Genomic DNA, 26,174 nt, shown 5'->3' with positions numbered 1-26,174 from the left:
TGAATAGTGATAAACATCGGCGATATGCCGGCCATCGACAGCAATACTGTGGGCTAATGGTCATTTCTTGATCCTGCCCATCGAATTATCCGGCTGGCTCGGATATGGTTGCCTTCGATACCATCGCCGCGCCGACGGCTCTGCCGGCCCTTGATGATGATCGGGTGCCGGTTCACTCCGGCCTTTGTCTCCCTCTTCTGGTATTACCCAAGACATGCACAATCAAGCTTCCTTACAAGGCGTGAAGCTGGCTATCGCATTGCGCCAATCCTGTTTCGACGAACCCTATAGCGCTGCACGCTTCGGTCGCGATCTCATCGCTGGTGTCACGGTCGGCATCATCGCCATCCCGCTCGCCATGGCGCTGGCCATCGCCAGTGGCGTACCGCCCCAACACGGCCTCTATACCGCCATCATCGCTGGCATCGTCATCGCGGTGACGGGTGGCTCGCGCTTCTCCATCTCGGGGCCGACCGCCGCCTTCGTGGTGATCCTCTATCCGGTGGCCCAGCAGTTCGGGGTGGGTGGCCTGCTGATGGCGACCCTCATCTCCGGCTTCTTCCTGGTGGCTATGGGCATGGCCCGGCTCGGTCGCCTCATCGAGTACATTCCGCCTTCGGTTACCCTGGGCTTTACCGGTGGCATCGCCATAGTGATAGCGACCCTGCAGATCAAGGACTTCTTCGGTCTGCAGGTGCCCGAGATGCCGGAAACCTATCTCGGCAAGGTCGAAGCCCTGGCTCAGGCACTGCCGAGTTGGCAGTGGGGCGATACCCTGGTAGGGGTGGCGACCCTGGCGGTGCTGCTGCTCTGGCCCCGGCTGCGGTTGCCGGTACCTGGCCATCTGCCGGCCGTACTGGTGGGGGTCGGGCTGGGAGTGGGCCTGCACGCCATGGGGGTGGAGGTGGCGACTATCGGCAGCAAGTTCAGTTATACCCTGGCCGATGGCACCCAGGGCATGGGGATACCGCCCATAGCGCCGACCCTGATGATGCCCTGGGCGTTGCCCGGACCTGATGGCGCCCCCGTGGTCTGGGATCTGGCCGCCATTCAGCGGTTGCTGCCCGCCGCCTTCTCCATGGCGATGCTGGGTGCCATTGAATCCTTGCTCTGCGCCGTGGTGCTGGATGGCATGACGGGGCGCAAACACAGCTCCAACGGTGAATTGGTGGGGCAGGGGCTTGGCAACATACTGGCTCCCTTCTTCGGCGGTATCACGGCGACGGCTGCCATCGCGCGCTCCGCCGCCAACGTGCGGGCCGGCGCTACGTCCCCCATCTCCGGCATAGTGCATGCGCTGGTGGTGCTGGCCGCCATTCTGGTGCTAGCCCCCTGGCTTTCCTGGCTGCCGCTCTCCGCCATGGCGGCCCTGTTGCTGCTGGTGGCCTGGAACATGAGCGAGGCCCACAAGGTGGTGGATCTCATTCGCAGGGCGCCCCGCTCGGACGTGCTGGTGCTACTGGTTTGTCTCTCCCTCACCGTCATCTTCGACATGGTCATCGCCATCACCTTCGGGGTGATCCTGGCCTCGCTGCTGTTTATGCGAGAGGTCGCCAAGATGACCAAGTTGCACAATCTGGCCGAACACAAGCGCTATGCCAGCGAGGTGCCGGCCAATACCCTGATCTACAAGATCAACGGTCCCCTGTTCTTCGCGGCAGCGGAACGGGTGTTCGGCGAGTTGCTGGCCGAGGTGCGGGAGCACGAGACCCTAGTGCTGCAGATGGAGGCGGTCTCCATCCTGGATGCGGGCGGATTGGCCGCCTTCCAGCAGTTTGCCAAACGGATGGCCAAGGCAGGGGTCAGATTGCGGGTGGCCGAGCTGCAGTTCCAGCCCCTCAAGACCCTGGCCCGCGCCAAGGTGCGCCCCATTCCCGGTGAGCTGGAGTTCTACGGCTCGCTGGAGGAGGCAATCAAAGGGGAACCCTTGCACGAAACGACTGAAAATTGAGTGAAAGGGATAGAGAACGGCCTGTTTTTGGCCACTTGGTTCGGTTATTGAGCAATTGACTGCAAAAGATAAAAAATAGGATTGACCGGCCTGAGCCTATCCCTTACATTACGCCCCGTTCCAGCGCAACAGCGCGGCGAACAGGTGTTGGCTGAACACCTTAAACAACAGACCAAAATTTGGTGAGGTGTCCGAGTGGCTGAAGGAGCACGCCTGGAAAGTGTGTATACGGCAACGTATCGAGGGTTCGAATCCCTCCCTCACCGCCAAATTGAAGTGAAAAAACCCAATGAAATTCATTGGGTTTTTTCGTTTCTGGCACTTGTATGATGTCTCCCTGAATCGACAGGGTTGATCGATCATCTACCCAGGCCAACATCAAAGCGGCTGCTATTACACCTCTTCCGAAGACGTTGTGTGGCCCAGGTTTGCCCTCCTCTGTCCGTGCTCCCCTCTGGATCAAAACGCCCCTGCTTTCCATAGACTGCGATCCCTGGCTCGCTTCCGTCTCTGCACCCTCATCGCCGTCTCACCTTATCTCCTTGCCGTGCTTGCACCCTCTCCATTCCCCTTTGCCATCAACCTTGAGCCCGATGGTATCAATCACCAGATGGGCCTTCGGTTGGTTCGCCGGCACTGACCTGCACCGTTTAACCCGTCTGCTCATCGCATCTCGGTCTGGTGGCCGGGCGGGGAGTCATACAACAAGTCCCTTATGAAGCTGGTTTCAGGGGGCTTAGTTGAGATAGATCAAGGGGATGGTGGATTATCGTTCGCAGGGGATGTGATGTTTTCCGGCAGTGGGTATGGTAGGCCCCGCCACTAATAATTAATAACTGAAAGGTTCTGTGAGCTATGTGGAAATGGTTGCACCCCTATGCCAAACCCGAGCGAGCCTACCGGCTGGCGGGGACCCTGCTGCCCTGGTTTGCCGTGACCAGCCTGTTTGCCTTCGTCGTCGGCACCGTCTGGGGGCTGGCCTTTGCGCCACCTGATTATCAGCAAGGGGATTCCTTTCGGATCATCTACATCCATGTACCTGCCGCCGCGCTCTCCATGGGGGCTTATGCGACTATGGCGGTAGCCGCCTTCATCGGGTTGGTGTGGCAGCTGCGCATGGCCGATATGACGGTGGCCGCCATGGCCCCGGTGGGGGCCCTGTTCACTGCCCTGGCTCTGTTGACAGGCTCCGCCTGGGGCAAGCCCATGTGGGGCACCTGGTGGGTCTGGGATGCCCGCCTCACCTCCGAGCTTATCCTGCTGTTCCTCTACCTCGGCGTCATCGCGCTCTACAACACCTTCAGCGACAAGGTGGTGGCAGGACGTGCCGCCGGCATCCTGGCGCTGGTGGGGGTGATCAATCTGCCCATCATCCACTACTCGGTGGAGTGGTGGAACACTCTGCACCAGGGCGCCACCATCAGCAAGATGGACAAACCCTCCATGTCCCCCGAGATGCTGTGGCCGCTGCTCATCATGATGCTGGCGTTCGCGACCTTCCTCGGCGCCCTGACCCTGATGCGGTTCCGCAATGAACTCTTGATGCGGGAGTGGCATCGCCCCTGGGTCGCCGACATCGCCAGGCAGGAGAAGTAAGCATGCACTTTGCCTCATTCAGTGACTTCATGGCCATGGGCGGTTACGCCTTCTACGTCTGGCTCTCCTATGGCTTCGTCGCGCTCGGCCTCATCGGCGTCATTATTACCACCCAGTTGAAGACCCGCAGCCTGCTCAATGAGTTGCGCAGCAAGCAGGCGCGCGAGACCCGCCGCCAGGCAGCCCGGCAGATGGAGAACACCCTATGAACCCGAGACGCAAGAAACGCCTCACCATCATCCTGGCCATCAGCCTCGGCCTCGCCGGCGTGATTGGCCTGGTGCTCTATGCCCTCAGCCAGAACATCGATCTCTTCTATACCCCGAGCGAGCTGGTCGAAGGCAAGGGACCGGACAAGATCAAGCCGGAGGAGGGACAGCGTCTGCGCATCGGTGGCCTGGTGGTGCCGGGATCGGTGGCGCGGGATCCCCAGAGCCTCAGGGTGACCTTCAAGCTGATCGACAACGGCGGCAAAATGGTCGCGGTTGAATATGACGGCATCTTGCCGGATCTGTTCCGCGAGGGACAGGGCATCGTCGCCCAGGGCGCCCTCAAAGATGCCACTACGGTGGAGGCCTTCGAGGTGCTGGCCAAGCACGACGAGAACTACATGCCGCCGGAAGTGGCCGATGCCACTAACGGCCTGCACTTCAAGCCGCAATACACAGAGGCGCAGTTGAAGAGCGTTCAGCAATGAGGTCCTTCGTCCCGCCACCCTGTTTATCCAGCCTTGCCGCGCCATCGAAAGGAAGTCGTTCATGATCCCTGAATTAGGGCAATTTGCACTGATCCTGGCCTTCGCCACCGCCTTGCTGCTGGGCAGTTACCCGTTGCTCGGTGCCAAACTGGGTCGCCTCGGCATGATGTCCGCGGCCAGGCCGCTCGCCTATGCCCAGTTCCTGCTGTTGCTGCTGTCGTTCCTCTGCCTGACCTGGGCCTTCGTCGACAACGATTTCACCGTGCAGTATGTGGCCACCAACTCCAACAGCCTGCTGCCGCTCGCCTACCGTATCTCGGCGGTGTGGGGCGCCCACGAGGGTTCCTTGTTGCTGTGGGCGTTGACGCTCGGCGGCTGGACCGCCGCCGTGGCGCTGCTGAGCCGTAGCCTGCCGCTCGATGCGGTGGCGCGGGTGCTGGGGGTGCTGGGGCTCATCTCCATCGGTATCACCGCCTTCGTGCTGTTCACCTCGGATCCCTTCACCCGCACCCTGCCGTACTTCCCGGTGGATGGGCGCGACCTCAATCCACTGTTGCAGGATCCCGGCCTCATCTTCCATCCGCCCATGCTCTACATGGGTTATGTGGGCTTCTCGGTGGCCTTCGCCTTCGCCATTGCCTCCCTGATGACCGGTCGGCTCGACGCCACCTGGGCGCGCTGGTCCCGTCCCTGGACCATGGCCGCCTGGGTGTTCCTGACGCTCGGCATAGTGCTCGGCTCCTGGTGGGCCTATTACGAACTCGGCTGGGGCGGCTGGTGGTTCTGGGATCCGGTGGAAAACGCCTCCTTCATGCCCTGGCTGGCGGGCACCGCCCTGCTGCACTCGCTGTCGGTGAGCGAGAAGCGCGCCAGCTTCAAGGCCTGGACAGTGCTGCTGGCGCTGTCGGCCTTCTCCTTGAGTCTGCTCGGCACCTTCCTGGTGCGCTCCGGTATCCTGGTGTCGGTCCATGCCTTCGCCTCCGATCCAACCCGCGGCCTGTTCATCCTCGGCTTCCTGCTGGCGGTGATCGGCAGCTCCCTGCTGCTGTTTGCCGTCAAGGGCTCCCAGGTCAAGAGCCACGGCAAGCACGCGCTGTGGAGCCGGGAGACCCTGCTGCTTGGCAACAACATCCTGCTGGTAGCCGGTCTGCTGACCGTACTGCTCGGCACCCTGCTGCCCCTGGTGCACAAGGAGCTGGGGCTCGGTAGCATCTCCATCGGCACCCCCTTCTTCAACCACATCTACAGCTGGCTGATCATCCCGTTCGCCCTGCTGCTGGGGCTGGGGCCCCTGTTCCGCTGGCGTCGCCAGGACGTTGGCGAGCTCAAGGGCAAGGTGATCTTCGCGCTGGTGTTGAGCCTGGCCGCCGCCTTCCTGCTGCCGTTGCTGCTGGCCGGGGAGTTCAAACCCTGGGCCGCGCTCGGCATTGGTCTCGGCGTCTGGATCATCGTCACCAGCGTGCAGGAGACCTGGGTGCGCGCCACCCACAAGCACGGCTTCGCCACCGGTGTGCGCAAGCTCGGCAACAGCCACTGGGCCATGATCCTGGGTCATGTCGGGCTCGCGGTCAGCATAATCGGCATCGCCTGCACCCAGAACTACAGCATCGAGAAGGACCTGCGCATGCAGGCAGGCGACAGGGTGCAGTTCGCCGACTACGAGTTCGTCTTCATCGGCATCAAGGAGAAGAACGGCCCCAACTACGACGGCTTCAAGGGCGTGCTGGAAGTACACAAGGACGGCAAGCAGGTCGCCCTGCTCAAGCCCGAGAAGCGGATGTACCGCGTGAGTCGCATGCCGATGACGGAAGCGGCCATCGATGCGGGCATCACCCGGGATCTCTATGCGGCGCTCGGCGAGCAGCTCGACAACGGTGCCTGGGCGGTACGGATCTACTACAAGCCATTTATCCGCTGGATCTGGTTCGGTGGCGTCTTCATGGCCATCGGCGGCGTGCTGGCGATGCTGGACAAGCGCTATCGTTTCGGCCGTCGTGAAGAGGAATCCAGGCCATGAATCATCGTAAAACGTGTTTGTTTCTGACCTTTTCTGATGACAAGCACTGCCTTCATGGTTGCCGTGCAGAGGGATACAAGGCATGAGCCGTAAAACCTGGTTATTTCTGCTGCCGCTGATGGTGTTTCTGGGGGGAGCCGTGTTCTTGTTCAAGGGGCTCTACTCCGATCCGACCAAGCTCGAATCCGTGATGGTGGACAAGGAGGTGCCGATGTTCACCCTGCAGGACATCTATGACCTCGACAAGCAGCACGACAGGAGCATCCTCAAGGGACGCCCCATGCTGCTCAACGTCTGGGCGACCTGGTGCCCGACCTGCTATGGGGAGCACACCTACCTCAAACAGCTGGCGGGGCAGGGCATCTACATCGTCGGCATGAACTACAAGGACGAGCGGGACAAGGCCATCAAGTGGCTGGCGGAGCTCGGCAACCCCTACCAGATCAATCTCTACGATCCCGACGGCATGCTGGGGCTGGATCTCGGCGTCTACGGCGCGCCCGAGACCTTCTTCATCGACAGTCAGGGCATCATCCGCTATCGCCATGTGGGGGATGTGAATCCCGAAGTCTGGGCCTCGACCCTCAAACCCATCTTCGATGCCATGAAATAAGGGAGCCATAGATGAAAACACTGATTGCTTCTTTATTGCTGATGGCGGGCCTGCTCGGCGCCGGTCAGGCGCTGGCCGCCATCGATGTCTACACCTTCGACAGCGACGCCCAGGAGCAGACCTTCCGCGAGCTGACCAAGGAGCTGCGTTGCCCCAAGTGTCAGAACCAGGACATCGCCGACTCCAACGCCGGGCTTGCCAAGGACCTGCGGGACAAGACCTACCAGATGGTGCGCGAAGGGAAAGACAAGCAGCAGGTGGTGGACTACATGGTGGCCCGCTACGGCAACTTCATCCTGTATGACCCGCCCATGATGGCCTCGACCCTGATCCTGTGGCTCGGCCCGCTGCTGGTCATCGTCATCGGCGCCACCACTGTGGTGGTGCGCAGCCGCCGCCGTTCCCCCGCCGCCGTCCAGGCACAGAGCGCCCTGAGCGCGACAGAGCAGGCCCGGCTGGCCGCCCTGCTCAAAGAGGAAGAGAAACCATGACCGCTTTTTGGATAGTGATCGCGGCCCTGCTGGTACTGGTGAGCCTGGCGCTGATCCTGCCGCTGTGGCGCGGTGAGGGTAGCCAGAGCATCAGCCGCTCGGCGCTCAACAAACAGCTCTATCGCCAGCGCCTGCTGGAGATAGGCGAGGAGCGCGAGCAAGGGGTGCTGGCGGAGGAGTCGGAATCTCTGGTGGAGCTGCAGCGCAGCCTGCTGGACGACATCCCCGATGTGGAGCAGACCGCCCGTGGCGGCAAGAGTCTGGTGTGGATCCCGGGCGTGCTGGTGCTGGTGGTGGTGAGCCTCGGCCTTTACTACAAGCTGGGTGCCTGGCCCGAGGTGCAGCGCTGGCAGGATGCCAGCAGCCGGCTCGGGGAGCTCAGCAACCGCATCCTGGTGGAGCGTGACAGCGCGGTGACCGAGCAGGATCTGCTGGACTTCACGCTGGCGCTGCGTACGCGGCTCAAGGATGAGCCGAACGATTATCGCGGCTGGCTGCTGCTGGGTCGGCTGACCCTGGATGGCAACGATCCCGAGATGGCCCGTGAGGCGCTGGAACGGGCCTATGAGCTGACCCCCAAGAAGGGGGAAGTGGCCGTCCCCTATGCCCAGGCGCTGATGATGACGGGAGAGGAGGCGCAGGCGGAGCGACTGCTGCAAATCGCCATCGCCCAGGATCCGAAAAACATCGAGGCGCGCTCCCTCCATGCCTTCATGGCGCTGCAACAGGAGGATTTCCAGACTGCACTGGCTCGCTTCCAGAAGATGTTGCCCATGCTGGAGAAGGGCTCGGCTCGCTATGCCATGGTGGAGCGATCCATGGCCTATGCACGCCAGCAGCTTGGAGAGCGGGAGCCTCCGGCAGCTGCCACTCCTGCTACCCAGTCCCGGGCAGAGACCAAGCCGGCAGGAGAGCAACAGCCCTCGCCGGTAGCGGGTGGTTTTCCGCTGAAAATAACGCTGGCCCCCGGCATTCAGTTGCCGGAGGATGCTCACCTGTTCGTGTTTGCCATCGTTCCCAAGGGACCCTCCATGCCGGTGTCGGTCAAGCAGGCCGCCAACCCCCAGTTCCCCGTCTCCCTGTCTCTGGGTGACGACAATGGCATGATGGGAGGAAATGGGCTCTCCACCTACCCCGAGCTGCAATTCAAGGCCAGGCTGACCCGGGGTGGCGATGTGATGAACAAAGAGGGGGCCTTCGAAGGGATCTCCGTCACCATACCGACGAGCTCTGTTCCGGCAGCGCCGATCGACATCCGCATCGATCGCGCCCTCTGATATCTCCCAGGTCCGCCTCCCCATGGGGCGGACCATCTTTCTGCATCCACCTCCGCTATCCCGCAACCTTGGTCGGCTCGCCTGACAATCCATCCTCTCCTGCCGGCAAGCATCGGCGCCAAGCCATCTTTCCCGCATCGCCCATCATGTCGTCCTATCGGCACGGCTCGGTCCTTCGGCACTGTTCGTATCGGGCAGCAACCCACTCGCTCTTAATTGCCATCGGCATGGGGAAAGGCATTGCCATCAATGGTGAGGGAGAAGAGGTTGTCCTTCGGGGGTTGGAGCCTTAACCCATCGAAGGAGAGGGGAGCATAGCGATCGGGAAGGAAAGCGCGGCGTGACAGACACGCAAAGTGCGTCTGGCGAGGGAGATATCGGCGCATAAAAAGGGCGGGTTTCCCCGCCACATTTGTATCCAGTCTCAACAGCCGGGTGTCAGACCAGCGTCATCTGCCCGGCGTAGAGGATGAAGTAGCGCAGCATCAGGATCCCCAGCAGGCTCAGGCTGCACAGCAGCACTAGGTGGGAGGGCTGGTGGGCCTTCTCCTTGCCGGTGATGAGGCTCAGCACTTGGGGCAGCAGTATGCCGATCCCGATCACCCCGAACCAGAAGACGTTGGACCAGAAGCCACCGCCGATGGCCGCCTGCATCGCCACCTCGCTCTGGCCGCCCGCGGCATAGAGCACGCCGAAGAAGCTGGCCAGCAGCAACAGCTCCAGCGCTACCACGGGGCGCTCGAAACGGTGCACGAAGCTCACCCCCTGGCTGTGACCGTCCTCCTTGAACAGGGTGACCGCCAGCAAGGTGGTGGAGGCCACCCCCGAGCTCACGCCCGAGATGAGGAACAGCACCGGCAGCACCGGGTTGTGCAGCATGGGGTAGCTTATCAAGGCGGACAGCAGGAAGCCGGTGTAGGCGCCGAGCAGCGCCGCCAGCACTAACAGCACAGGGGCGAGCAGGCGCTCGACACGGCCGACGATAGCGATCAGGCCATCGACGAAGGCCAGCTTGTCACCAAGCAGCTTGCGGCGCAGCCCCTCGATATCGGCTCTGAACACCACCGCCAGCCAGGCGAACAGCACCGCCATATAGACCTGGAACAGCATGACCCCCATGGACATGACCGAGTCGAACTGGTAGTGGAACATCAGCTTCCAGAAGGTCCAGGGACGGGCCAGGTGGTGGATGAGCAACATCAGCCCGATGATGACGCTGAGCGGCGCCAGGATGGCGGTCGCCTTGATGATGCCGCTCTCGCTACCCACCCCCTTGCGCAGGCGCAGCAGCACCGACAGGGTGCAGGATCCGGCGGAGATGCCGAGCAGGAACAGGTAGATGGCGATGGGGCCATCCCACACCAGGGATTCGAAGTGAAAAGCGTTATGCCACATCAGATCTCTCCCTCTGGTGTCCGTGACTCACGGTGAAACGCGTTATGCCAGATCATGACTTCTCCCCTTTGGCGATGCGGTACATCTTGGGCGAGGTGCCGAGCGCCTCCTTGAAGCGATAGGTGTTCTCTTTGGCGATCCGCTGGCTGAGGGCGCTCTGGGGATCGTCCAGGTTGCCAAACACCAGTGCCTTGGTAGGGCAGGCCTCGACACAGGCGGGTTGTTTGCCTGCGGCCAGGTTGGTCTGGCGGCAGAAGTCGCACTTGTCCGCCACCCTGGTGACCGGGTTGATGAAGCGTACCCGGTAGGGGCAAGCTGCGAGGCAGTACATGCAGCCGACGCAGAGATCCGGGTTCACATCGACGATGCCATCCTCGGCACGGCGATGGGAGGCCCCCGTCGGGCAGACATGGACGCAGGGGGCATTGTCGCAGTGCTGGCAGGACTTGCGAAAGAAGCGGTACTCCTGATTGGGATACTCACCCTCGGGGCCGGAGCGCAGGATCTGGAGTCTGGCGACTCCCGCCGGCACCTTGTTGGTCTCGCGGCAGGCATCCATGCAGGCGGTGCAGCCGATGCAGGCGGTCTCGTCGTGCAGCATGCCGTAGCGCACCCCGTCGATGCGCTGACTGTGGGCGAGGGCGGCGGTGGCGCGAGCGGGGCCCGTCATCATTATGAGGGTACCGGCACCCACGCCGGCCATGAATTGGCGGCGAGAGCAGCTCATGCTCCCTCCTTGACCGCAGCATTTTGTTTGGCTGCATGTTGCTTGCTATGGCAATCCACACAGAGCTTGATGCGGGATTTTTCGGCGATCCCGACCATGGGTTCCTTGGCCGGATGCAGCACATGACAACTGGTACAGGCCAGCTTGTTGGCGTGGACGTCATGAGCCCAGAGCGATTTGCGCAGGGCATCGGGCTCATGGCAGCTCATGCAGACGCCGTTCTGTTGATCGAGGGGGAAGGCCTTATCACCGAAGCGCATCACGTCGACCATGCCACCACGCTGCTTGCGGTGCTTGGCCGAGACATTGCCATGACAGTTGGTACAGGTGACCGTCTCACCCGTATTGGGGCTGGTGACGCTGGCATGCTTGCCGTGCATTCCCTCGGCCCCGTCATGACACTTGCTGCAGTTGGCCAGACGGGCGACGGCCTTGCGCTCGGCAGCCGCCTTCTTCTCTGCCTTGGCTTTGGCATCGGCGGTCGAGGCGACCGTCGCCGTCGTTGTCGAGGTCGTCTCGGCATTCGCCAGCTGCGGCAGGCTCAGACATAGGCAGGTGAGTAGCGCCCACTTGATAAAGTTATTCATATGAAATTCCCGGTCTCAACAATCCATCGGTGCCGCCTACTGACAAAAAAGGAGCAGTAAACCGCTCCTTTCACGGTCGGCACCCGGGCAGGGCCGCCAGCCAGTTAGGGCCGGGGCGTCTTACTAGAAGGGCTCGTTAACTCACTGCTTGCTTGCGTAGAATTCGCTCAGCACCTTGAGATCTGCTTCGCCCATGGTGGAGATGGCCTTGTCCATCTTCTCGTCCACGGTGCGTTTGCCGGCTTTGACCTCCTGCAGGGTGCTCAGCATGTAGCCCTTGGGCTGCCCCGCCAGGATGGAGGCCTCATCATCCACCAGCGACCCACCTTCGGTGTGGCACTTCTCACAGCCAGCGCTCTCGTGCAGTTTCTTGCCGGTCTGGGCCAGGGCGGCGTCAAACGGTTGCTTCATCGGCGTGTAGCTCAGCCCGGCGTAGTGGGCCGCCAGCTCATCGATCTGTTCCTCGCTGAGCTTTTTGACGATATCGGTCATGTTTTTGCCGTCGACAACCTTGGCCGGGCGGCCATCCAGATAGGAACGCAGCTGATCTCCCAGGTTAATTTCGGCAATACCGGCGATGGTGGGAATATCGGCGTGGGTACTCACCCCTTGGCTACCATGACAGGCATTACATGACTCGAGCAGAGAGTCGATATTCGCGTGCGCAGTTCCCATAGATCCCAACAAGAGCGCCGCAGCCAAAAGCTCATATTTCATTGTTTTCATAACCGTACCTCAAGTACACAATTGTGACATTGATTTATCAATTCGTTTACATCCAGAAAGTAAAATAAAACGCCACGCCACCGCGAGAGTTAAAGTTGCATGTAATATATAATTTATTGAATCTAATGATGTTTATAATTCAGTTCCCATACAGGAAAAATTGATTCTCAGGCTGCAGATTGGTTTTTCAGATAACTTTTTGGGACCTTTATCAACAATCGACAATATATAAACCATATAATCAAGATGGAAATGATTTGTGAATAAACAGGTCTTCTATCGAGTCTTTTTAGGGGTGTATTTTTGATTTCTTTGACTTGGCTCATATCTCTCAATGAAACAAGACATGGAATAAATAAAAAGGATAAAAACAATGAAGTATTGGAAAGCAATAATGGCGGCGGCACTGCTGTTCGGCCTGTCATCCTGTGGTGGTGGCGACGACAGCGACAAGAATGATCCTCCTCCTCCGACCCCGGGTGATCCCGGCTCCGTCGTCTTCTCTGCCAAGGCGCCGGTCTTTGTCAGTGTGGCGGCGCCCGAGGGGGCTGCAGCAAAGAGCACCGAGAAGCTCGCCGTTGACTTCAGCCTGACGGATGCGCAGGGCAATCCGGTGGATGTGGGAACGACCGAGATCAGCTTCAGTGTCACCAAGTTGATCCCGGGTCGTGTGGTTGATGGCCCGCAGGGTCCCGTTGCCGGCCCCTCGATCTGGAAGGCATTCATCTATTCCAAGTCCAAGGCCACCTTCGAGAAGAGCACGGCGGGTACCCTGGAGAATCTGGGTAACGGTAACTATCGCTATCTGTTCGCTATCGACTTCAAGAGTGTGCTCGATCCCTATCCGACAGATTCGGCCGATAACGGCGGCATCATCGCCTGGGATGACGGCAGGCTGCATCGTCTGGCCGTCACCTTCGGCAGCGCCGAAGAGGGCAGCACCATGCCGCTCATCAACTACACCCTGGACTGGGTTCCGTCAGGTGGCACCGCCGCCCTGACGCGCGACATTCTGGAGATGGAGAGTTGCAGTGATTGCCACATGGATCAGCCGATCCATCACAGCACCCGCAACGATCCCAAGGTCTGCGTCGCCTGTCATAACGACAGTAACCCGACCCAAACCGGCCGTATGTCGCTGGCTGTGTTGGCACACAAGTACCACAGCACCGGTAAGGACAACGTGGATGCGTCCCTGGCCAAGGGTGGGCATTACCCGCAGGATCCGCGCAACTGCGACACCTGTCACAAGCCCGCGACCCCGAGCACGCCGAACGCCAACGACTGGACAGTGCCGACCGAGAAGACCTGCAAGGCCTGCCACGCGGATTACGCCTCGCCTGTGAAAGAGCACCATACCGGTGAAGATTGCCGTTCGTGCCACGCCGATGGCAATGCAGATCATGCCAGCGCAGGGGTGACCAACGTTCACCTGAATCGTCTGAAGGGGATGCAGGCCGGTGCCGCCACCCTGAAGATCGATATCAAGCACGCGCTCTATGACTTTGCGACCAAGCAAGTCACCATCGGGCTCTCCATCAGCGAGAACGGGGCTCCCATCGAGATGCAGCGGTTATCAGAGGTTGCCTACATGAGCTCTGGCCTGCTGGTCAACTGGGATGAAGGTGAAGGTCAGGTGCTGCCCAACAGCCACTCCTCGATCACCTTGAAGAACTGTACCGGCGGGACCGGTGACTTTACCTGTGTAACCGCGCCCATCCAGGAGGCAGTACCTGCCAGCGATGCGGTGCTGACCATCACCGTCGCCGACATGGGGCTCTGTGTGGAGAAGAAAGCGACCGAGCTGGATGGCTTGCCAGCAGGCCTGAAGGCTTGCCCGGCCGATGGCTTGCAGACGATCTCCAAGGATCACTACGAGTACATAGCGGCGCCGAATATCCCGGTGGCTCACTTTGATCTCAACGGCAACCCGGTCAATGACTACAAGTTCGGGGTGGGGGTCGAGAAGGCGCTGTGCGAAAACTGTCACAAGGACTTCGAGATCCACTTCGGTGGTTCCGCGTACGACCATGCTGCCCGCGACTTCAACCAGTGTGGCAACTGCCATAACGCCAACCGAGCCTCCTTCTATACCGGCATGGCGGGGGATCTGAAGTACCACGTGCACTCCTACCACGCGATGGGTTCCCACCGAGGGGCGGCACATGCGGCGACCGAGGACGAAGCCAAGGCGCTCATTCCCTTCCCGGGCAAGGTCAACAACTGCGAATCCTGCCATACCCAGGAGCAGTTCAACCTGCCCAACCAGAAGAACGTGCGCCCCTCCGTGGTGAGCAAAGTCACCAACTTTGGCAAGGACAACGCGGTCGGTGGTGTCGGTGACAACGCAGATACCAGAGCCAACAAGTTCTACAGCCCGGCACTGGTGGCCTGTGGTTCCTGTCACCTGAAGTCCGAGCTTGGCAACGTCAACCTCGCTGCACCGGTTGCCGGTGACGAGTGGGCCTCCCACATGCAGGAGAACGGGGCCGTGTTTGGCGCCGACACTGCCGACGCGGCCATCGGTCGTGAGCAGTGCGACTCCTGCCATGCCATCGGTCAGGAGCAGGGTGTGGACAAGGTACACAAGGTGTTCGACTTCCGTTGATCGCCCCAGGCCGGGGGGCAGCCCCCGGCCGCTATCGTCGAGGAATAACAATTATGAAATGGAAAACCCCGCAGTGGCTGTGGGCGGGTGTCCTGGCGTTTGGTCTGTTGCCGCTGGCGGCGCAGGCGACCGACCAGGCTCCAGACGCGAGCGCGCAGATAGAAGCCCAGCTCGACAAGAAGTTTGCCGAAGGCAAATACTCCCCCAAGGGAGCCGATACCTGTCTCAAGTGCCATGATGCCGAGTCGGACAAACCGGCTACCGGCATTTTCCACAATGTGCATGGCAACAAAGGGGTGCCTGGCAGCCCGATGAGTGATCTGCAGTGTGAAGCCTGCCACGGTCCGGTTGGCAATCACGCCCGCAACCCCCGCAAGGGTCAGCAACGGGATCCCATGATCACCTTTGGCAAGGAGTCACCGGTACCCGTCGAGAAACAGAATAGCGTCTGTCTCTCGTGCCACAGCAAGGAAGCCGACAAGATGGGCTGGCATGCCAGCACCCATGCGGTCGAGGATGTGTCTTGTACCAGTTGCCATGCGCTGCACGTCGAGAAAGATCCCATGCTGGACGAGAAGAAACAGGCCGAAACCTGCGTCAGCTGCCACCCGAAGGAGAAGTCGGATCTGCACAAGCGCAGCAGCCATCCCATCCTGAACGGGGACATGCAGTGCTCCAGTTGCCACAACCCGCACCAGTCGCAGAACGAGGCGAGCCTCAAACAGCCGACGGTCAATGAAAACTGCTACGAGTGCCATGCCGAGAAACGCGGCCCCTTCCTGTGGGAACACGAGCCGGTCACCGAGGATTGCGCGCTCTGCCACAACCCTCATGGCTCCATCAACCAGTCCCTGCTTGACAAGCGCGTGCCCCAGTTGTGCCAGGAATGTCACCGGGTGCCCCACGCCAACGTGCAGATCCCGGAGGGTGACTTGAAGGCGCGCGGCGGCAGTTGCCTGAATTGCCACAACCAGATCCACGGCAGCAACCACCCCAATGGCCGCGCCTTGAGAGAGTAAGGAGAACAGCATGAAATATTCAACGCTATGGCTCTCCCTGCTGGCCGCGATGTCGGCCCAGGCCGCCGAAACGGTCACGGAACAGTCCGAAGAGATGTTCTTCTCCGGTTACTCGCTGCAAGAAGCCAAGCCAGCCAAGACCAAGAAATGGACTTGCAACGGCTGTGAGCAAGCCGAGGGCTGGACCGGTGAGATGGGGGGCAGCGCCGGCTACGCCGACAACGATGGCGCCAGTCGTTTCAACAACTGGGTCCCTACCATCAACGAGCAGGGTATGGTCGGCATCTTCAATGCCGATGCCAGGCTGCAGGGGGAGGGCAGCAGCTACACCAAGTTGAAAGCAAAAGACGTAGGGCTCGAGCGCTTCGGGCTCGCCGTGGAGACGGGGAACTACGACGGCGTGCGGTTGAACGTCGGTTACAGCGAGACGCCCTACTACTGGAGCAACGATGGCAAGACCGTCTATCACGGCAGTGGCAACCAGCTCACCGCAGGCAGCCTGGAGAGCTTCGACAAGGAGGTGATGCGCAAGAAGGTGACGGCGGGACTGGCTTATACGCCAAAATCCCCCTGGCGCCCCCATGCCAGCTTCAGCCACGAAGTAAAAGAGGGGACGCTGGCGAACTACATGAGCCGTGTGCCCGGGGTCGGTAGCGTACCTGGGCTCGCGCCCAAGCCGGTTGATGGCCAGGAGACGACCCTGGTCAAGGCGGGGGTCAGCTATAAGGCCGAGCAGTGGCTGGTGGACTTCTCCTATGACGGCTCGTTGTTCCGCAATGAGAAGTATGCCGCGCTCTATTACCAGGATGGCGCCAACCAGAGCGAACGGGCCTATGAGCCGAACAATGATTTCCATCAGTTGGCGCTCTCCGGCCAATACCAGATGGGCAATCATTTCTTCAACGGTCGTGTGCTCAGCAACCGCGCCACCTCGAGCGGCAGCTTCAACGCCTTCACCGCCACCACGGCGGGAGATGGGTTTGAGGGCGACATCGAGACCTTCCAGGCCGACGGCCGCTGGGTGGGGCGGATGAGCCGCGATCTGACCCTGCGTGCCAACGCCGAATACCGGGATCGTGACGATCGGTCGGATCGCAGCGTGGTGCTGAACGGTGAGAAGCCCCAGAGCACGGATCGCAACCACACCAAGCTCGGGCTTGCGGCGGATTATCGCCTGGCTCGTGGCCTCAAGCTGATCGGTGGTTATGACTATCTGGAGCAGCACCGAGACTCGACCGATCGCGAGAAGGTGGATGAGAACACCCTCTATGTGAAGACCGTCTATCGTCCGGCCGCCGCCTGGCAGGCCGATGCCAAGCTGGCCTACAGCACGCGTGATGGCTCTGACTGGAGTCGTGATGACGGGTCCAACGGCACAGGCCCTAGCCTGCGTCCGTTCTATCTGGCGGATCGCGACCGACTCGAGCTGAAGGCCGATGTCAGCTACCAGGTCAGCGATGACCTGGAGACCACGGCCAACATGTGGTGGGCGAAGGACGAGTATAAAGAGGGGGACATAGGTCGCAGCGAAGGGGAAGACTATGGCTACGATCTGGGGCTGAACTATCGCCTGAGTGAGCGAACAGATGGTCATCTGTTCTTCAACCAGCAGTGGATCTCCTCCAGTCAGAACCATGCCAACTCGGATGCGCCGACCTGGAGCCCCTACTACACCGATATCGCCGACAGCGTGACGACCGTCGGTCTCGGGATAAGCCACAAGACCGAGTCCGATATCGAGCTGGGGCTTGATTACAGCTACTCCTATGGCAAGGGGGAGACCAACGCGAGCGCCGGAGTCAACTATGAAGACAACCGCAGCGAGCAGCACCGTGTGGAGCTTTATAGCACCTACCCGCTCAGCGAGAACCAGTCGCTGCGGTGGGATCTGCGCTATGAATCCTTCAAGGGGGAGGACTTCCTGCTGAGCGGCGAACAGGCCAGCATGGGTGACCTGGATGATGACTACAACGCCTACTTCACCTCTGTCTCCTGGCTCTACAAGTTTTGAACCAGTGACAGGTCTGTCCGCATAAATCGAGAGGGGAACGACGGTTCCCCTCTTTTTTTGTTTTGGGTAAGACAGTCGCCCTCTGTCATAGATCATCAAGTAAAATCGAATGTCCCGCCTCGCCTCCCTTCCTGTTCTTCTCACGATCTGGCCCTGCTTTGAATCCAGGACTTTGCCGGCAGGGCTCCGGTGCCTGTCGAGGAGATTTTCCTGCGGGCTTTCTCTTCATCAGAAGATCACCCCAATGAGCCTGTCGAGTAGCACCTCAAAGGGGAACAGGGTGAGCAACAGCGGCATAAAAGGAATGACGGTGGCGAGCACCAGTTGCAGGAAGGTGTCCCGACTGAACGGCAGGGGCCTGACCTCCTTGATCACGGTATAGGCATTGGCCAGATCGGCGAGGGACTGGATATCGGCGGCGCCCAGCAGGGGCTCGCCATCCCTGTCGTCCGTTCGCAGCCAACGGTGCTCGAAGCCGCGGCTGTATTCGGCCGCGAGGGCACCGTACTCACGCAGGCCCTGGCGCTTGGCGGCCAGGATATGGGGGGCGAAGACGCCAAGCGGAGCCAGGACCAGTAGCAGCCCGAAGCCGGCCAGCAAGATGATCTCGGGTTTGTAGGCGGTCAGCACGGTGGCGTCATAGAAGATCCGGTTGGCGATGAAGCCCGCCAGCTGGGCACCGAATGCGGTCAGCAATGGTGAATAGGCATAGGCCGAGGCACCGAGAAAGCCCAGACCGCAGTTGCGATCGGGGTGGGTCGGCAGGAGTTCGAGCTGGATCCGGGAAACCTGCCAGAGGAAGCGGGCCCAGATGATGATCCGGTAGAGCCAGCGCAGGATCAGAAACTGGATAATGGGATTGCTCACCCAGAAGAACCAGAAGCCGGGCAGAGTCAGCGCCATGTTGCCGTCCTCTATGGTGGCGTACCAAGTCGAGGATTGCAGGGCGAAGGTGTGGGTCCGGATGAAATAGCCTATCGAGAAGACGAACAGGATGAGGCCTATTTCTACGGGGATCGAATTGCGCCAGCGCATGGCATTCTGGATGGCATCATAGAAACGTGGCAGGGAGAGGGGGGAGACGAGGTCCCGCTCGATGAACTGGCTGACGATCCCCCGAATGCGTTGATGGACGATAAGCTCAGCGTACACCAGCAAGGAGACGCAGAGCAGGAAGCGGACATGGGTCTCGACATCCATCAAAAAGGGCACGGCAACACCCTGCTGCAAACTGCCTTCCCATCCACACAACAGCAACAGGGGCAGCCAGCAGAGCCCGCTCAGCACCAGGATCCGCCGCCTGATATGGGTCTGGATCTCGCCAAGGTGTGCCCGGCTCAGCAGCTGATACAGCGGTCCCCCCAGGATCAGGGAGAAGTTGTAAGGATCGGACAGAGGTGGGCGCTGGGGATCGGGTGGCGTGACGGGGTTATGGTTAGACATGATAAGAACCTCTGTGTGCCAGATGTCGAATATGCCCCTGCCTGAAGGCCGAGGCGGTGAAGGACGCGGATGTTGACGACAACAGAAAGGGTGCTGATGCACAGAGGCAACGCCATCCGACGGGGGCGAGCTGGCTTGCGAAGTGCGGGAGTTGGCGCCATGGAGATGTAGTCGGGGAGTGGTCATCTTGACCATGGATATGAGAATGCATCGCCGCTCCTGACCAGGGACTCATGGTATTAGGTATAGCGCTTGCCCGTGTTCGTGGTGGCTTCTATTGTGGGCGATCCGTGCTGGTTTAGCGGATTGCGGCAGACTCGTTTCTCATGAGAGAAAGAGAGTTAATGTGCAGGATTGGGTTCAAAGCGCAGTGAAGTTGAAAAGAGATTGCTGTCGAGGCTTGTTGAGAATATCACGCCGATATATCGACGTGCTCGATACTCCCCTCTAAATATCACCCAAGGATGATTTTTGATTAATTTGCATATGACATTCACTCGCCATCGCTGATTCTAGATGTGCCTGATTTTTCTTCAAAACCATGCTCAACATCCCAAAAAAGCCAATATCAGCTGCAAATGGTAAATGCTGTGACAACGCTTTCATTTTTGTAAAACTCATGGCTGAAAAGGGTGAAATTTATAAGCAGTTAATTTATAAGTATCGAAATATAACCCCTAATAGGTAATTTTTGTTTGAGAATGATTTTCGATAACTCATTGCTGCATATGGATTTTTTTTGGAAGAGCTTGATGAGTTTTCTCGGTGGCTAATGTCCCGCGACTTGATGGAGATCAACATAAAGGGGGAGGAGGAGGCATAGCATTCCCGTAATTAAGCATTTATCAAACAATGCTCACCAACGGGAATAAGACGAATGGTCGCGGATAATTTTTTATCGGCTCATGGAATTAATCGCCGTGATTTTATGAAATTGTGTGCCGGGATGGCCGCAACCCTGGGGCTAAGCCAGAATGCAGTGGCCAAGATGGCCACCGCGCTCACCAGCCCGCAGCGGCCACCGGTGATCTGGATAGGGGCGCAGGAGTGTACCGGTTGTACCGAGTCACTGCTGCGTGCTACCCACCCCACCATCGAGAACCTGATCCTCAACACCATTTCGCTGGAGTACCACGAGGTGCTCTCGGCGGCCTTTGGTCATCAGGCGGAAGAGAACAAGCACAACGCCATCGAACGTTATAAAGGCAAGTATGTGCTGGTGGTGGATGGCTCTATCCCGCTCAAGGATGGGGGTGTCTACTGCATGGTAGCCGGCGAGCCCATCGTCGATCATATTCGCCGCGCCGCGGCCGACGCAGCCGCCGTCATCGCCATCGGATCCTGCTCCGCCTGGGGCGGGGTACCCGCCAGTGGCAGCAATCCTACCGGGGCGGTCAGCCTGGAAGAGGCCCTCGGCAACATCGGTACTCCCCTCATCAATATCCCGGGCTGCCCGCCCAATCCCCACAACTTCCTCACCACGGTCGCCTACTACATCACCTACGGCAAACTGCCGGCGCTCGATGCCAAGAAGCGGCCGCTGTTTGCCTATGAGCGGCTCATCCACGAGAACTGCGAGCGTCGCCCGCACTTCGATGCCGGCCGCTTCGCCAAGGAGTTTGGTGATGAGGGGCACCGGCAGGGCTGGTGTCTCTACCACCTGGGTTGCAAGGGGCCGGAGACCTACGGCAATTGCTCGACCCTGGAGTTCTGTGACGTGGGCGGCGGCATCTGGCCGGTCGGCATAGGCCACCCCTGCTACGGCTGCAACGAGCAGGGGGTCGGTTTCAGCAAGGGGATCTTCCAGCTCGCCAAGGTGGAGAATCCCACGCCGCGGGTAGAGAAACCCGACGTGGCCATTCAGGAAGGGGGGCACATCACGCCGACCGCCAGTGGTCTCATCGGTGGCGCCCTCGGGGTGCTGGTCGGGGTGAGCCTGATGACGGTGCGTGAACTCGGTCGCCAGCAGAAACGGCATGAAGCCGGGCAGCACACCTCACGGGAGGAGTGACCGTGAACAGACGCAACTTCCTCAAGTTTGCCTCCGTCGGTGCGCTGGCGGCGGGCACCACTGTGCCGGGCACGGCGCTGGCGGCGGCCAAGAACAAGCCGCCCATTCCCGGGTCGCTCGGTATGCTCTACGACTCCACCCTCTGCGTCGGCTGCCAGGCCTGCGTGGTGGAGTGCCAGCGGCTCAACGGCAACGAGATCAACCCGGCCGGTGCGCAGACCTGGTCCAACAACGACAAGCTGACCCCCTACACCAACAACATCATTCAGGTGTGGAAGAGCGGGACGGGGGAGCACAAGGATCAGCTGGTGGATGGCTACGCCTACATCAAGAAGCAGTGCATGCACTGCGTCGATCCCAACTGTGTCTCCGTCTGCCCGGTACAGGCCCTCAGGAAGGATCCCAAGACCGGCATCGTTCACTACAACCCGGACGTCTGCACCGGCTGTCGCTACTGCATGGTGGGCTGCCCGTTCGATGTGCCCAAATACGACTACGACAACCCGCTGGGTGCCATCCACAAGTGCGAGCTGTGCAACCAGAAAGGGCTGGCCCGGATCGATCAGGGCAAGCTGCCCGGCTGTGTCGAGGTGTGCCCCACCGGGGCCGTCATCTTCGGCACTCGCGAGGATCTGATGGCCGAGGCCAAACGCCGCCTGCTGGCTACCCCCGGCAGCGAATATGCCTACCCGCGCCAGACCTTGAGTGCCAACGATCCCTACCGCCACCAGGTGCCGAGCTATCAGCCCTATGTCTATGGCGAGAAGGAGGGCGGCGGCACCCAGGTGCTGGTGCTGGCCGGGGTGCCTTATACCAAGCTCGACATGCCTGATCTGCCGGAGCTCTCCTCCGGCGCCCGCTCCGAACACATCCAGCACACCCTCTACAAGGGGATGGTGCTGCCTCTGGTTGTGCTGACCGGTCTGTCCGTGCTGATCCGGCGCAATGCCAAGAAACACGAACAGGACCATGACCAGGAGCCTGGGCAAGGAAAAGAGAAGGGAGGCAACGACCATGAGTGAACATAAAGCCCGTCCGCTCGGCGGCAAGCTGGTCAGCTGGCCCGTGCTGGTGCTGGCGCCTTTTGTCGTCCTGTGCGGCATGCTGATCCTCAAGCGCCTCATCTTCGGACTGGGCTCGGTGACGGACTTGAACGGCGGCTACCCCTGGGGGCTGTGGATCTCGTTCGATCTGCTGATCGGCACCGGTTTCGCCTGCGGCGGCTGGGCCCTGGCCTGGGTCGTCTACGTCTTCAACAAGGGCGAGTATCACCCCCTGGTGCGACCAGCGCTCCTGGCCAGCCTGTTCGGCTATTCCCTCGGCGGTCTCTCCATCACCATCGACGTGGGGCGTTACTGGAACCTGCCTTACTTCTACATTCCGGGTTTCTTCAACACCTCCTCGGTGCTGTTCGAGACGGCGGTCTGCATGACCATCTACATCGGGGTGATGGCGCTGGAGTTTGCCCCCGTGCTGCTGGAGAAGTTTGGCTGGAAGGCATCCCTCATCCGGCTCAACAAGATCATGTTCTTCGTGCTGGCGCTCGGGGCCCTGCTGCCCACCATGCACCAGTCCTCCATGGGCTCCCTGATGATAGTGGCGGGGGAGAAGATCCATCCGCTCTGGCAGAGTTATGAGTTGCTGCCGGTCTTCTCCTTGCTGACCGCCTTCATCATGGGCTTCTCCATCGTCGTGTTCGAAGGATCCCTGGTGCAGGCCGGGCTCGCGGGGCGCGGCCCCAACGAGAAGCCGCTGTTCTACAAGCTGACCCAGGTGATCGACATCTTCCTGATCCTGTTCGTGGCGCTGCGCTTTGCCGAGATCGTCATCAACGACAAGTCGGAGTACCTCTCCGAGTTCAACCGCTACGCCATCATGTTCTGGAGCGAGATAGCGCTGATGATCTTCCCGCTGCTGGTGTTTCACTGGGACAAGAGCCGCCGGGACTCGCGCATGTTGTTCCTGGGGGCCCTCAGCATGCTGCTGGGCGCCGCCCTCTGGCGGCTGGACTACTCACTGCTCGCCTTCAACCCAGGCAATGGCTATCACTACTTCCCCAGTGCCGAAGAGGTGCTGATCTCCCTTGGCTTCGTCGCCATCGAGGTCTGTGCCTATCTGCTGCTGATCCGGCTGCTGCCGGTGTTGCCATCGCTTGAACGTGTTCACCAAGATTATCAGGCCCGAGGGAAAGCCAACGTATGAGCCAACGTATCACCATAGACCCCATCACCCGTATCGAGGGTCACCTGCGCATCGACTGCGAGATCGACGGCGGCGTCGTCACCAAGGCCTGGTCATCCGGCACCATGTGGCGCGGGATGGAGGAGATCCTCAAGGGCAACGATCCGCGCGACGCCTGGATGATAGTGCAGCGCATCTGCGGGGTCTGCACCTCCATCCATGCCATCGCCTCGGTGCGGGCGGTGGAGAACGCCATCGGCGCCAAGGTGCCGGTCAATGCCCAGTACATTCGCAACCTCATCATCGCGGCCCACAACATTCACGATCACATCGTCCACTTCTACCAGCTCTCCGCGCTGGACTGGGTGGACATCACCTCGGCCCTTGAGGCCAGCCCCCAGAAGGCTGCCGACATCCTCAAGGGGGTATCGACCTGGTCCCTCAACAGCGCCGAAGAGCTTGCCAAGGTGCAGGAGAAGATCCGCGCCCTAGTGGCGAGCGGCCAGCTCGGCATCTTCGCCAACGGCTACTGGGGTCACAAGGCGATGAAGCTGAGCCCGGAGGTGAATCTCATCGCCGTGGCCCACTACCTGCAAGCCCTGGAGTGTCAGCGCGATGCCAACCGTATCGTCGCCATCCTGGGGGGCAAGACGCCCCACATCCAGAATCTGGCGGTGGGCGGGGTGGCCAACCCCATCAACCTGGACGCGCCTAGCGTGCTCAACCTGGAGCGACTGCTCTACGTGAAGACCTTCATCGAGCGGCTCGGCGAGTTCATCGAGCAGGTCTACAAGGTGGATGCGGCCATCATCGCCGCTCACTACCCCGAGTGGCTGGCGCTGGGGCAGGGGGCCAAGCATTACTTGAGCGTGCCCGAGCTCCCCACCGACGCCGACGGCGGCAGCTTCCTGATGCCGGGGGGCTACATCGAGAACGGCGATCTGGCGAATTATCGCCCCATCGAGAGCCATCAGGATGCCTGGCTGATGGACGGCATCGCCGAGAGCAACAAGCACGCCTGGTACAAGGATGACGAGCCGCTCAAGCCCTGGGAAGGCAAGACGGAGCCGAACTACACCGGCTGGCAGGATGACGGCAAGTACTCCTGGGTCAAGTCTCCCACCTTCTACGGCAAGGTGGTGGAGGTGGGGCCGCTCGCCGATCTGCTGGTGAAGCTGGCGGCCAAGCACCCGGGCACGGTGACGCACTTCGAGCAGCTGGGTGGCCTCTATCAGGCGCTCACCGGCTCAGGCCTCAAGACCGAACAGCTGCACTCCACCCTGGGCCGCATCATCGGCCGGGCGGTGCGCTGCTGCGTGCTCAAAGACAGCTTGTCCCATCAGTGGCAGGCGCTCATCGACAACATCGGCAAGGGGGACGTGACCGCCTACCTCAAGGCCGAGATCCCGGCGGACAAGGAGTTTCGCGGGGTAGGCTTCGAGGAGGCGCCGCGCGGCATGCTCTCCCACTGGGTGGTCATCAAGGGCGGCAAGATTGAGAACTACCAGGCGGTGGTGCCGTCGACCTGGAACTCGGGTCCGCGCAACTTCAACGATGAGCCCGGTCCCTACGAGCAGTCGCTGATCGGCACCCCGGTGGCGGATCCCGCCAAGCCGCTGGAGGTGGTGCGTACCATCCACTCCTTTGATCCCTGCATGTCCTGCGCGGTGCACGTGGTGGATACCCAGAACGGGGAAGTGACCCAGGTGAAGGTGCTGTGATGAACATCTTGATCCTGGGGGTCGGCAATCTGCTGCTCAGTGACGAGGCGGTGGGGGTGCGCCTCGTCGAGGGGCTGGCGCGGGAATACCGTTTCGCCCCCGGCATCGAGCTGCTGGACGGTGGCACCGCCGGCATGGAGTTGCTGGAGGCGATGGCCGACCGCGACCACATCATACTGGCGGACGCGGTGCGCAGCGGCAATCCGCCCGGCACCGTCGTCACCCTGTGCGATGAAGAGATCCCGGCGCTGTTTGGCCGCAAGATCTCCCCCCATCAGCTCGGGTTGGCGGACGTGCTGTCGGCGCTGCACATGACCGGGGAGTCGCCGAGGCGCCTCACCCTGGTGGGGGTGGAGCCCTTGTCCCTCGAGCCCTGCATCGGCCTCACCCCGGTGGTGGCGGCGGCGCTGGGAGAGGCAAAGGCGCGGATCCTCAGCCTGCTCACCGAGCTTGGCTGCCCGGCCATGCCACTGTCTGAACAAGAGCGGGCTGAACTCGCGCGGGAGGCCGCATGGCGCAACCCCATTTGAATCATCAGCAGGATGTTGTGCTGGAAATAGAGCATGAAATAGCGCAGGAGCGCGCCGGTTTTGCGACCAACCCCGCTTCTCTGCTGGTGGCCCAGTACCAGCGCATCGCCCGCGAGCAGATGTGCGAGCTGCCCTTCTATCACCAGACCATGCCCATCGTCGTGGAGTGCGAGTTGTTTGAAGGGCAGTGGCTCGGCTGTGTGCTCACCCCCTGGATGCTGAGCGTGGTGGTGCTGCCGGGGCCGGATCAATGCTGGCCCGTGCGCCCCCTGGCTTCCCGTATCGCGCTGCAACTGCCCTGCGGCGATATGACCTTCATGGTGGGGGAACTGCCCATGGTGGATGAACCGACGGGAAGGGGGCAACTGCTCGCCTGCTCGCTGATGTCGCCGCTCGACCCGCACCTGGGGGCCGAGGAGGGGCGGGCGCTGGTGAGCAGCACCCTCAAGATGCTGCTCTCCCTACCGGTGCAGCAAGGGGAGGGAGACGTTGATCTCGGCCGGCGACGGCTGTTTGGTGCGCGCGGGCGTTAGCCTGCCTGCCTTGGTAAAAAGAGATGGGGCCCTTATCGGC

Annotated in this window: 23 protein-coding genes and 1 tRNA gene; 18 read left to right on the top strand and 6 right to left on the bottom strand. The window is 60.8% G+C overall.

Annotation, left to right across the window (positions count from 1 at the left end; translation table 11 throughout):
• Positions 1 to 214: 214 nt before the first annotated feature.
• From dauA to ccmI, 9 genes are all read left to right on the top strand, one after another.
• Positions 215 to 1,951 (top strand): C4-dicarboxylic acid transporter DauA, encoded by a 1,737-nt coding sequence (gene dauA / locus ACZ9IL_RS09205; protein WP_476003237.1) that lies wholly within the window; start codon positions 215 to 217, stop codon positions 1,949 to 1,951.
• 181 nt (positions 1,952 to 2,132) lie between these two features.
• A tRNA-Ser gene (locus tag ACZ9IL_RS09200) sits at positions 2,133 to 2,220 on the top strand.
• A gap of 586 nt (positions 2,221 to 2,806) precedes the next feature.
• Entirely contained in the window at positions 2,807 to 3,547 is a 741-nt protein-coding gene (locus tag ACZ9IL_RS09195) for a heme ABC transporter permease (protein ID WP_476003236.1), read from the top strand.
• Between the two features lie 2 nt (positions 3,548 to 3,549).
• The gene (ccmD, locus tag ACZ9IL_RS09190) at positions 3,550 to 3,756 is read left to right on the top strand and encodes a heme exporter protein CcmD (protein ID WP_476003235.1); all 207 of its coding nucleotides are present in this window, start codon (positions 3,550 to 3,552) and stop codon (positions 3,754 to 3,756) included.
• A complete protein-coding gene (ccmE, locus tag ACZ9IL_RS09185) occupies positions 3,753 to 4,244 on the top strand; it encodes a cytochrome c maturation protein CcmE (protein ID WP_476003234.1) in 492 nt (163 codons plus the stop codon). Before ccmD ends, ccmE begins: the two co-directional genes overlap by 4 nt.
• Before the next feature lie 61 nt (positions 4,245 to 4,305).
• Positions 4,306 to 6,261, top strand: a complete 1,956-nt coding sequence (locus tag ACZ9IL_RS09180) for a heme lyase CcmF/NrfE family subunit (protein ID WP_476003233.1) — start codon at positions 4,306 to 4,308, stop codon at positions 6,259 to 6,261.
• Positions 6,262 to 6,343: 82 nt separating this feature from the next.
• Positions 6,344 to 6,874: a DsbE family thiol:disulfide interchange protein gene (locus tag ACZ9IL_RS09175; RefSeq protein WP_476003232.1), complete on the top strand. Its 531-nt coding sequence runs from the start codon at positions 6,344 to 6,346 to the stop codon at positions 6,872 to 6,874.
• 11 nt (positions 6,875 to 6,885) lie between these two features.
• Positions 6,886 to 7,365, top strand: coding sequence for a cytochrome c-type biogenesis protein (locus tag ACZ9IL_RS09170; protein ID WP_476003231.1), 480 nt, complete (start codon positions 6,886 to 6,888; stop codon positions 7,363 to 7,365).
• Positions 7,362 to 8,642 carry a c-type cytochrome biogenesis protein CcmI gene (gene ccmI / locus ACZ9IL_RS09165; RefSeq protein WP_476003230.1) on the top strand — a complete coding sequence of 427 codons (1,281 nt, stop codon included), beginning with the start codon at positions 7,362 to 7,364 and terminating at the stop codon, positions 8,640 to 8,642. The genes ACZ9IL_RS09170 and ccmI overlap by 4 nt, the downstream gene beginning before the upstream one ends.
• A gap of 438 nt (positions 8,643 to 9,080) precedes the next feature.
• On the opposite strand, the gene nrfD is transcribed toward ccmI, so the two are convergent.
• The 4 genes from nrfD to pdsA all read right to left on the bottom strand — a co-directional run bounded on the left by nrfD (position 9,081) and on the right by pdsA (position 12,068).
• On the bottom strand, positions 9,081 to 10,037 hold the full coding sequence (gene nrfD, locus ACZ9IL_RS09160; protein ID WP_476003229.1) for a cytochrome c nitrite reductase subunit NrfD: 957 nt from the start codon (positions 10,035 to 10,037) through the stop codon (positions 9,081 to 9,083).
• A gap of 52 nt (positions 10,038 to 10,089) precedes the next feature.
• Positions 10,090 to 10,764 carry a 4Fe-4S dicluster domain-containing protein gene (locus ACZ9IL_RS09155; protein ID WP_476003228.1) on the bottom strand — a complete coding sequence of 225 codons (675 nt, stop codon included), beginning with the start codon at positions 10,762 to 10,764 and terminating at the stop codon, positions 10,090 to 10,092.
• Positions 10,761 to 11,351 carry an Nrf-like electron transfer protein NetB gene (gene netB / locus ACZ9IL_RS09150; RefSeq protein ID WP_476003227.1) on the bottom strand — a complete coding sequence of 197 codons (591 nt, stop codon included), beginning with the start codon at positions 11,349 to 11,351 and terminating at the stop codon, positions 10,761 to 10,763. The genes ACZ9IL_RS09155 and netB overlap by 4 nt, the downstream gene beginning before the upstream one ends.
• Before the next feature lie 141 nt (positions 11,352 to 11,492).
• Positions 11,493 to 12,068, bottom strand: a complete 576-nt coding sequence (gene pdsA / locus ACZ9IL_RS09145) for a periplasmic diheme shuttle PdsA (RefSeq protein WP_476005330.1) — start codon at positions 12,066 to 12,068, stop codon at positions 11,493 to 11,495.
• A gap of 382 nt (positions 12,069 to 12,450) precedes the next feature.
• Here pdsA and ACZ9IL_RS09140 point away from each other — a divergent pair, with 382 nt between their 5' ends.
• The 3 genes from ACZ9IL_RS09140 to ACZ9IL_RS09130 are packed head-to-tail and all read left to right on the top strand — an operon-like array spanning position 12,451 to position 17,715.
• A complete protein-coding gene (locus ACZ9IL_RS09140) occupies positions 12,451 to 14,685 on the top strand; it encodes an OmcA/MtrC family decaheme c-type cytochrome (protein ID WP_476003226.1) in 2,235 nt (744 codons plus the stop codon).
• A 53-nt stretch (positions 14,686 to 14,738) separates the two neighbouring features.
• A complete protein-coding gene (locus ACZ9IL_RS09135) occupies positions 14,739 to 15,704 on the top strand; it encodes a DmsE family decaheme c-type cytochrome (RefSeq protein ID WP_476003225.1) in 966 nt (321 codons plus the stop codon).
• 10 nt (positions 15,705 to 15,714) lie between these two features.
• Positions 15,715 to 17,715 (top strand): MtrB/PioB family decaheme-associated outer membrane protein, encoded by a 2,001-nt coding sequence (locus ACZ9IL_RS09130; RefSeq protein ID WP_476003224.1) that lies wholly within the window; start codon positions 15,715 to 15,717, stop codon positions 17,713 to 17,715.
• A gap of 228 nt (positions 17,716 to 17,943) precedes the next feature.
• On the opposite strand, the gene ACZ9IL_RS09125 is transcribed toward ACZ9IL_RS09130, so the two are convergent.
• Both ACZ9IL_RS09125 and ACZ9IL_RS09120 read right to left on the bottom strand, forming a co-directional pair.
• Complete coding sequence (locus ACZ9IL_RS09125) at positions 17,944 to 19,158, bottom strand: hypothetical protein (protein ID WP_476003223.1); 1,215 nt, start codon at positions 19,156 to 19,158, stop codon at positions 17,944 to 17,946.
• Between the two features lie 447 nt (positions 19,159 to 19,605).
• The gene (locus ACZ9IL_RS09120) at positions 19,606 to 19,764 is read right to left on the bottom strand and encodes a hypothetical protein (RefSeq protein WP_476003222.1); all 159 of its coding nucleotides are present in this window, start codon (positions 19,762 to 19,764) and stop codon (positions 19,606 to 19,608) included.
• A 271-nt stretch (positions 19,765 to 20,035) separates the two neighbouring features.
• Here ACZ9IL_RS09120 and hybO point away from each other — a divergent pair, with 271 nt between their 5' ends.
• The 6 genes from hybO to hybE are packed head-to-tail and all read left to right on the top strand — an operon-like array spanning position 20,036 to position 26,134.
• Complete coding sequence (hybO, locus tag ACZ9IL_RS09115) at positions 20,036 to 21,169, top strand: hydrogenase 2 small subunit (protein ID WP_476003221.1); 1,134 nt, start codon at positions 20,036 to 20,038, stop codon at positions 21,167 to 21,169.
• 2 nt (positions 21,170 to 21,171) lie between these two features.
• Positions 21,172 to 22,191, top strand: coding sequence for a hydrogenase 2 operon protein HybA (gene hybA / locus ACZ9IL_RS09110; protein WP_476003220.1), 1,020 nt, complete (start codon positions 21,172 to 21,174; stop codon positions 22,189 to 22,191).
• Positions 22,184 to 23,371 carry a Ni/Fe-hydrogenase cytochrome b subunit gene (hybB, locus tag ACZ9IL_RS09105; RefSeq protein ID WP_476003219.1) on the top strand — a complete coding sequence of 396 codons (1,188 nt, stop codon included), beginning with the start codon at positions 22,184 to 22,186 and terminating at the stop codon, positions 23,369 to 23,371. Before hybA ends, hybB begins: the two co-directional genes overlap by 8 nt.
• Complete coding sequence (gene hybC, locus ACZ9IL_RS09100; RefSeq protein WP_476003218.1) at positions 23,368 to 25,071, top strand: hydrogenase 2 large subunit; 1,704 nt, start codon at positions 23,368 to 23,370, stop codon at positions 25,069 to 25,071. Before hybB ends, hybC begins: the two co-directional genes overlap by 4 nt.
• Positions 25,071 to 25,601, top strand: a complete 531-nt coding sequence (locus ACZ9IL_RS09095) for a HyaD/HybD family hydrogenase maturation endopeptidase (RefSeq protein ID WP_476003217.1) — start codon at positions 25,071 to 25,073, stop codon at positions 25,599 to 25,601. The genes hybC and ACZ9IL_RS09095 overlap by 1 nt, the downstream gene beginning before the upstream one ends.
• Complete coding sequence (gene hybE, locus ACZ9IL_RS09090; protein WP_476003216.1) at positions 25,583 to 26,134, top strand: hydrogenase-2 assembly chaperone; 552 nt, start codon at positions 25,583 to 25,585, stop codon at positions 26,132 to 26,134. Before ACZ9IL_RS09095 ends, hybE begins: the two co-directional genes overlap by 19 nt.
• The last annotated feature ends 40 nt before the right edge of the window (positions 26,135 to 26,174 follow it).

The organism is Aeromonas sp. TECH754 (assembly GCF_056279295.1).
Note: the sequence above shows the minus strand (reverse complement) of the source record. Positions and strands in the feature narration are given on the sequence as shown.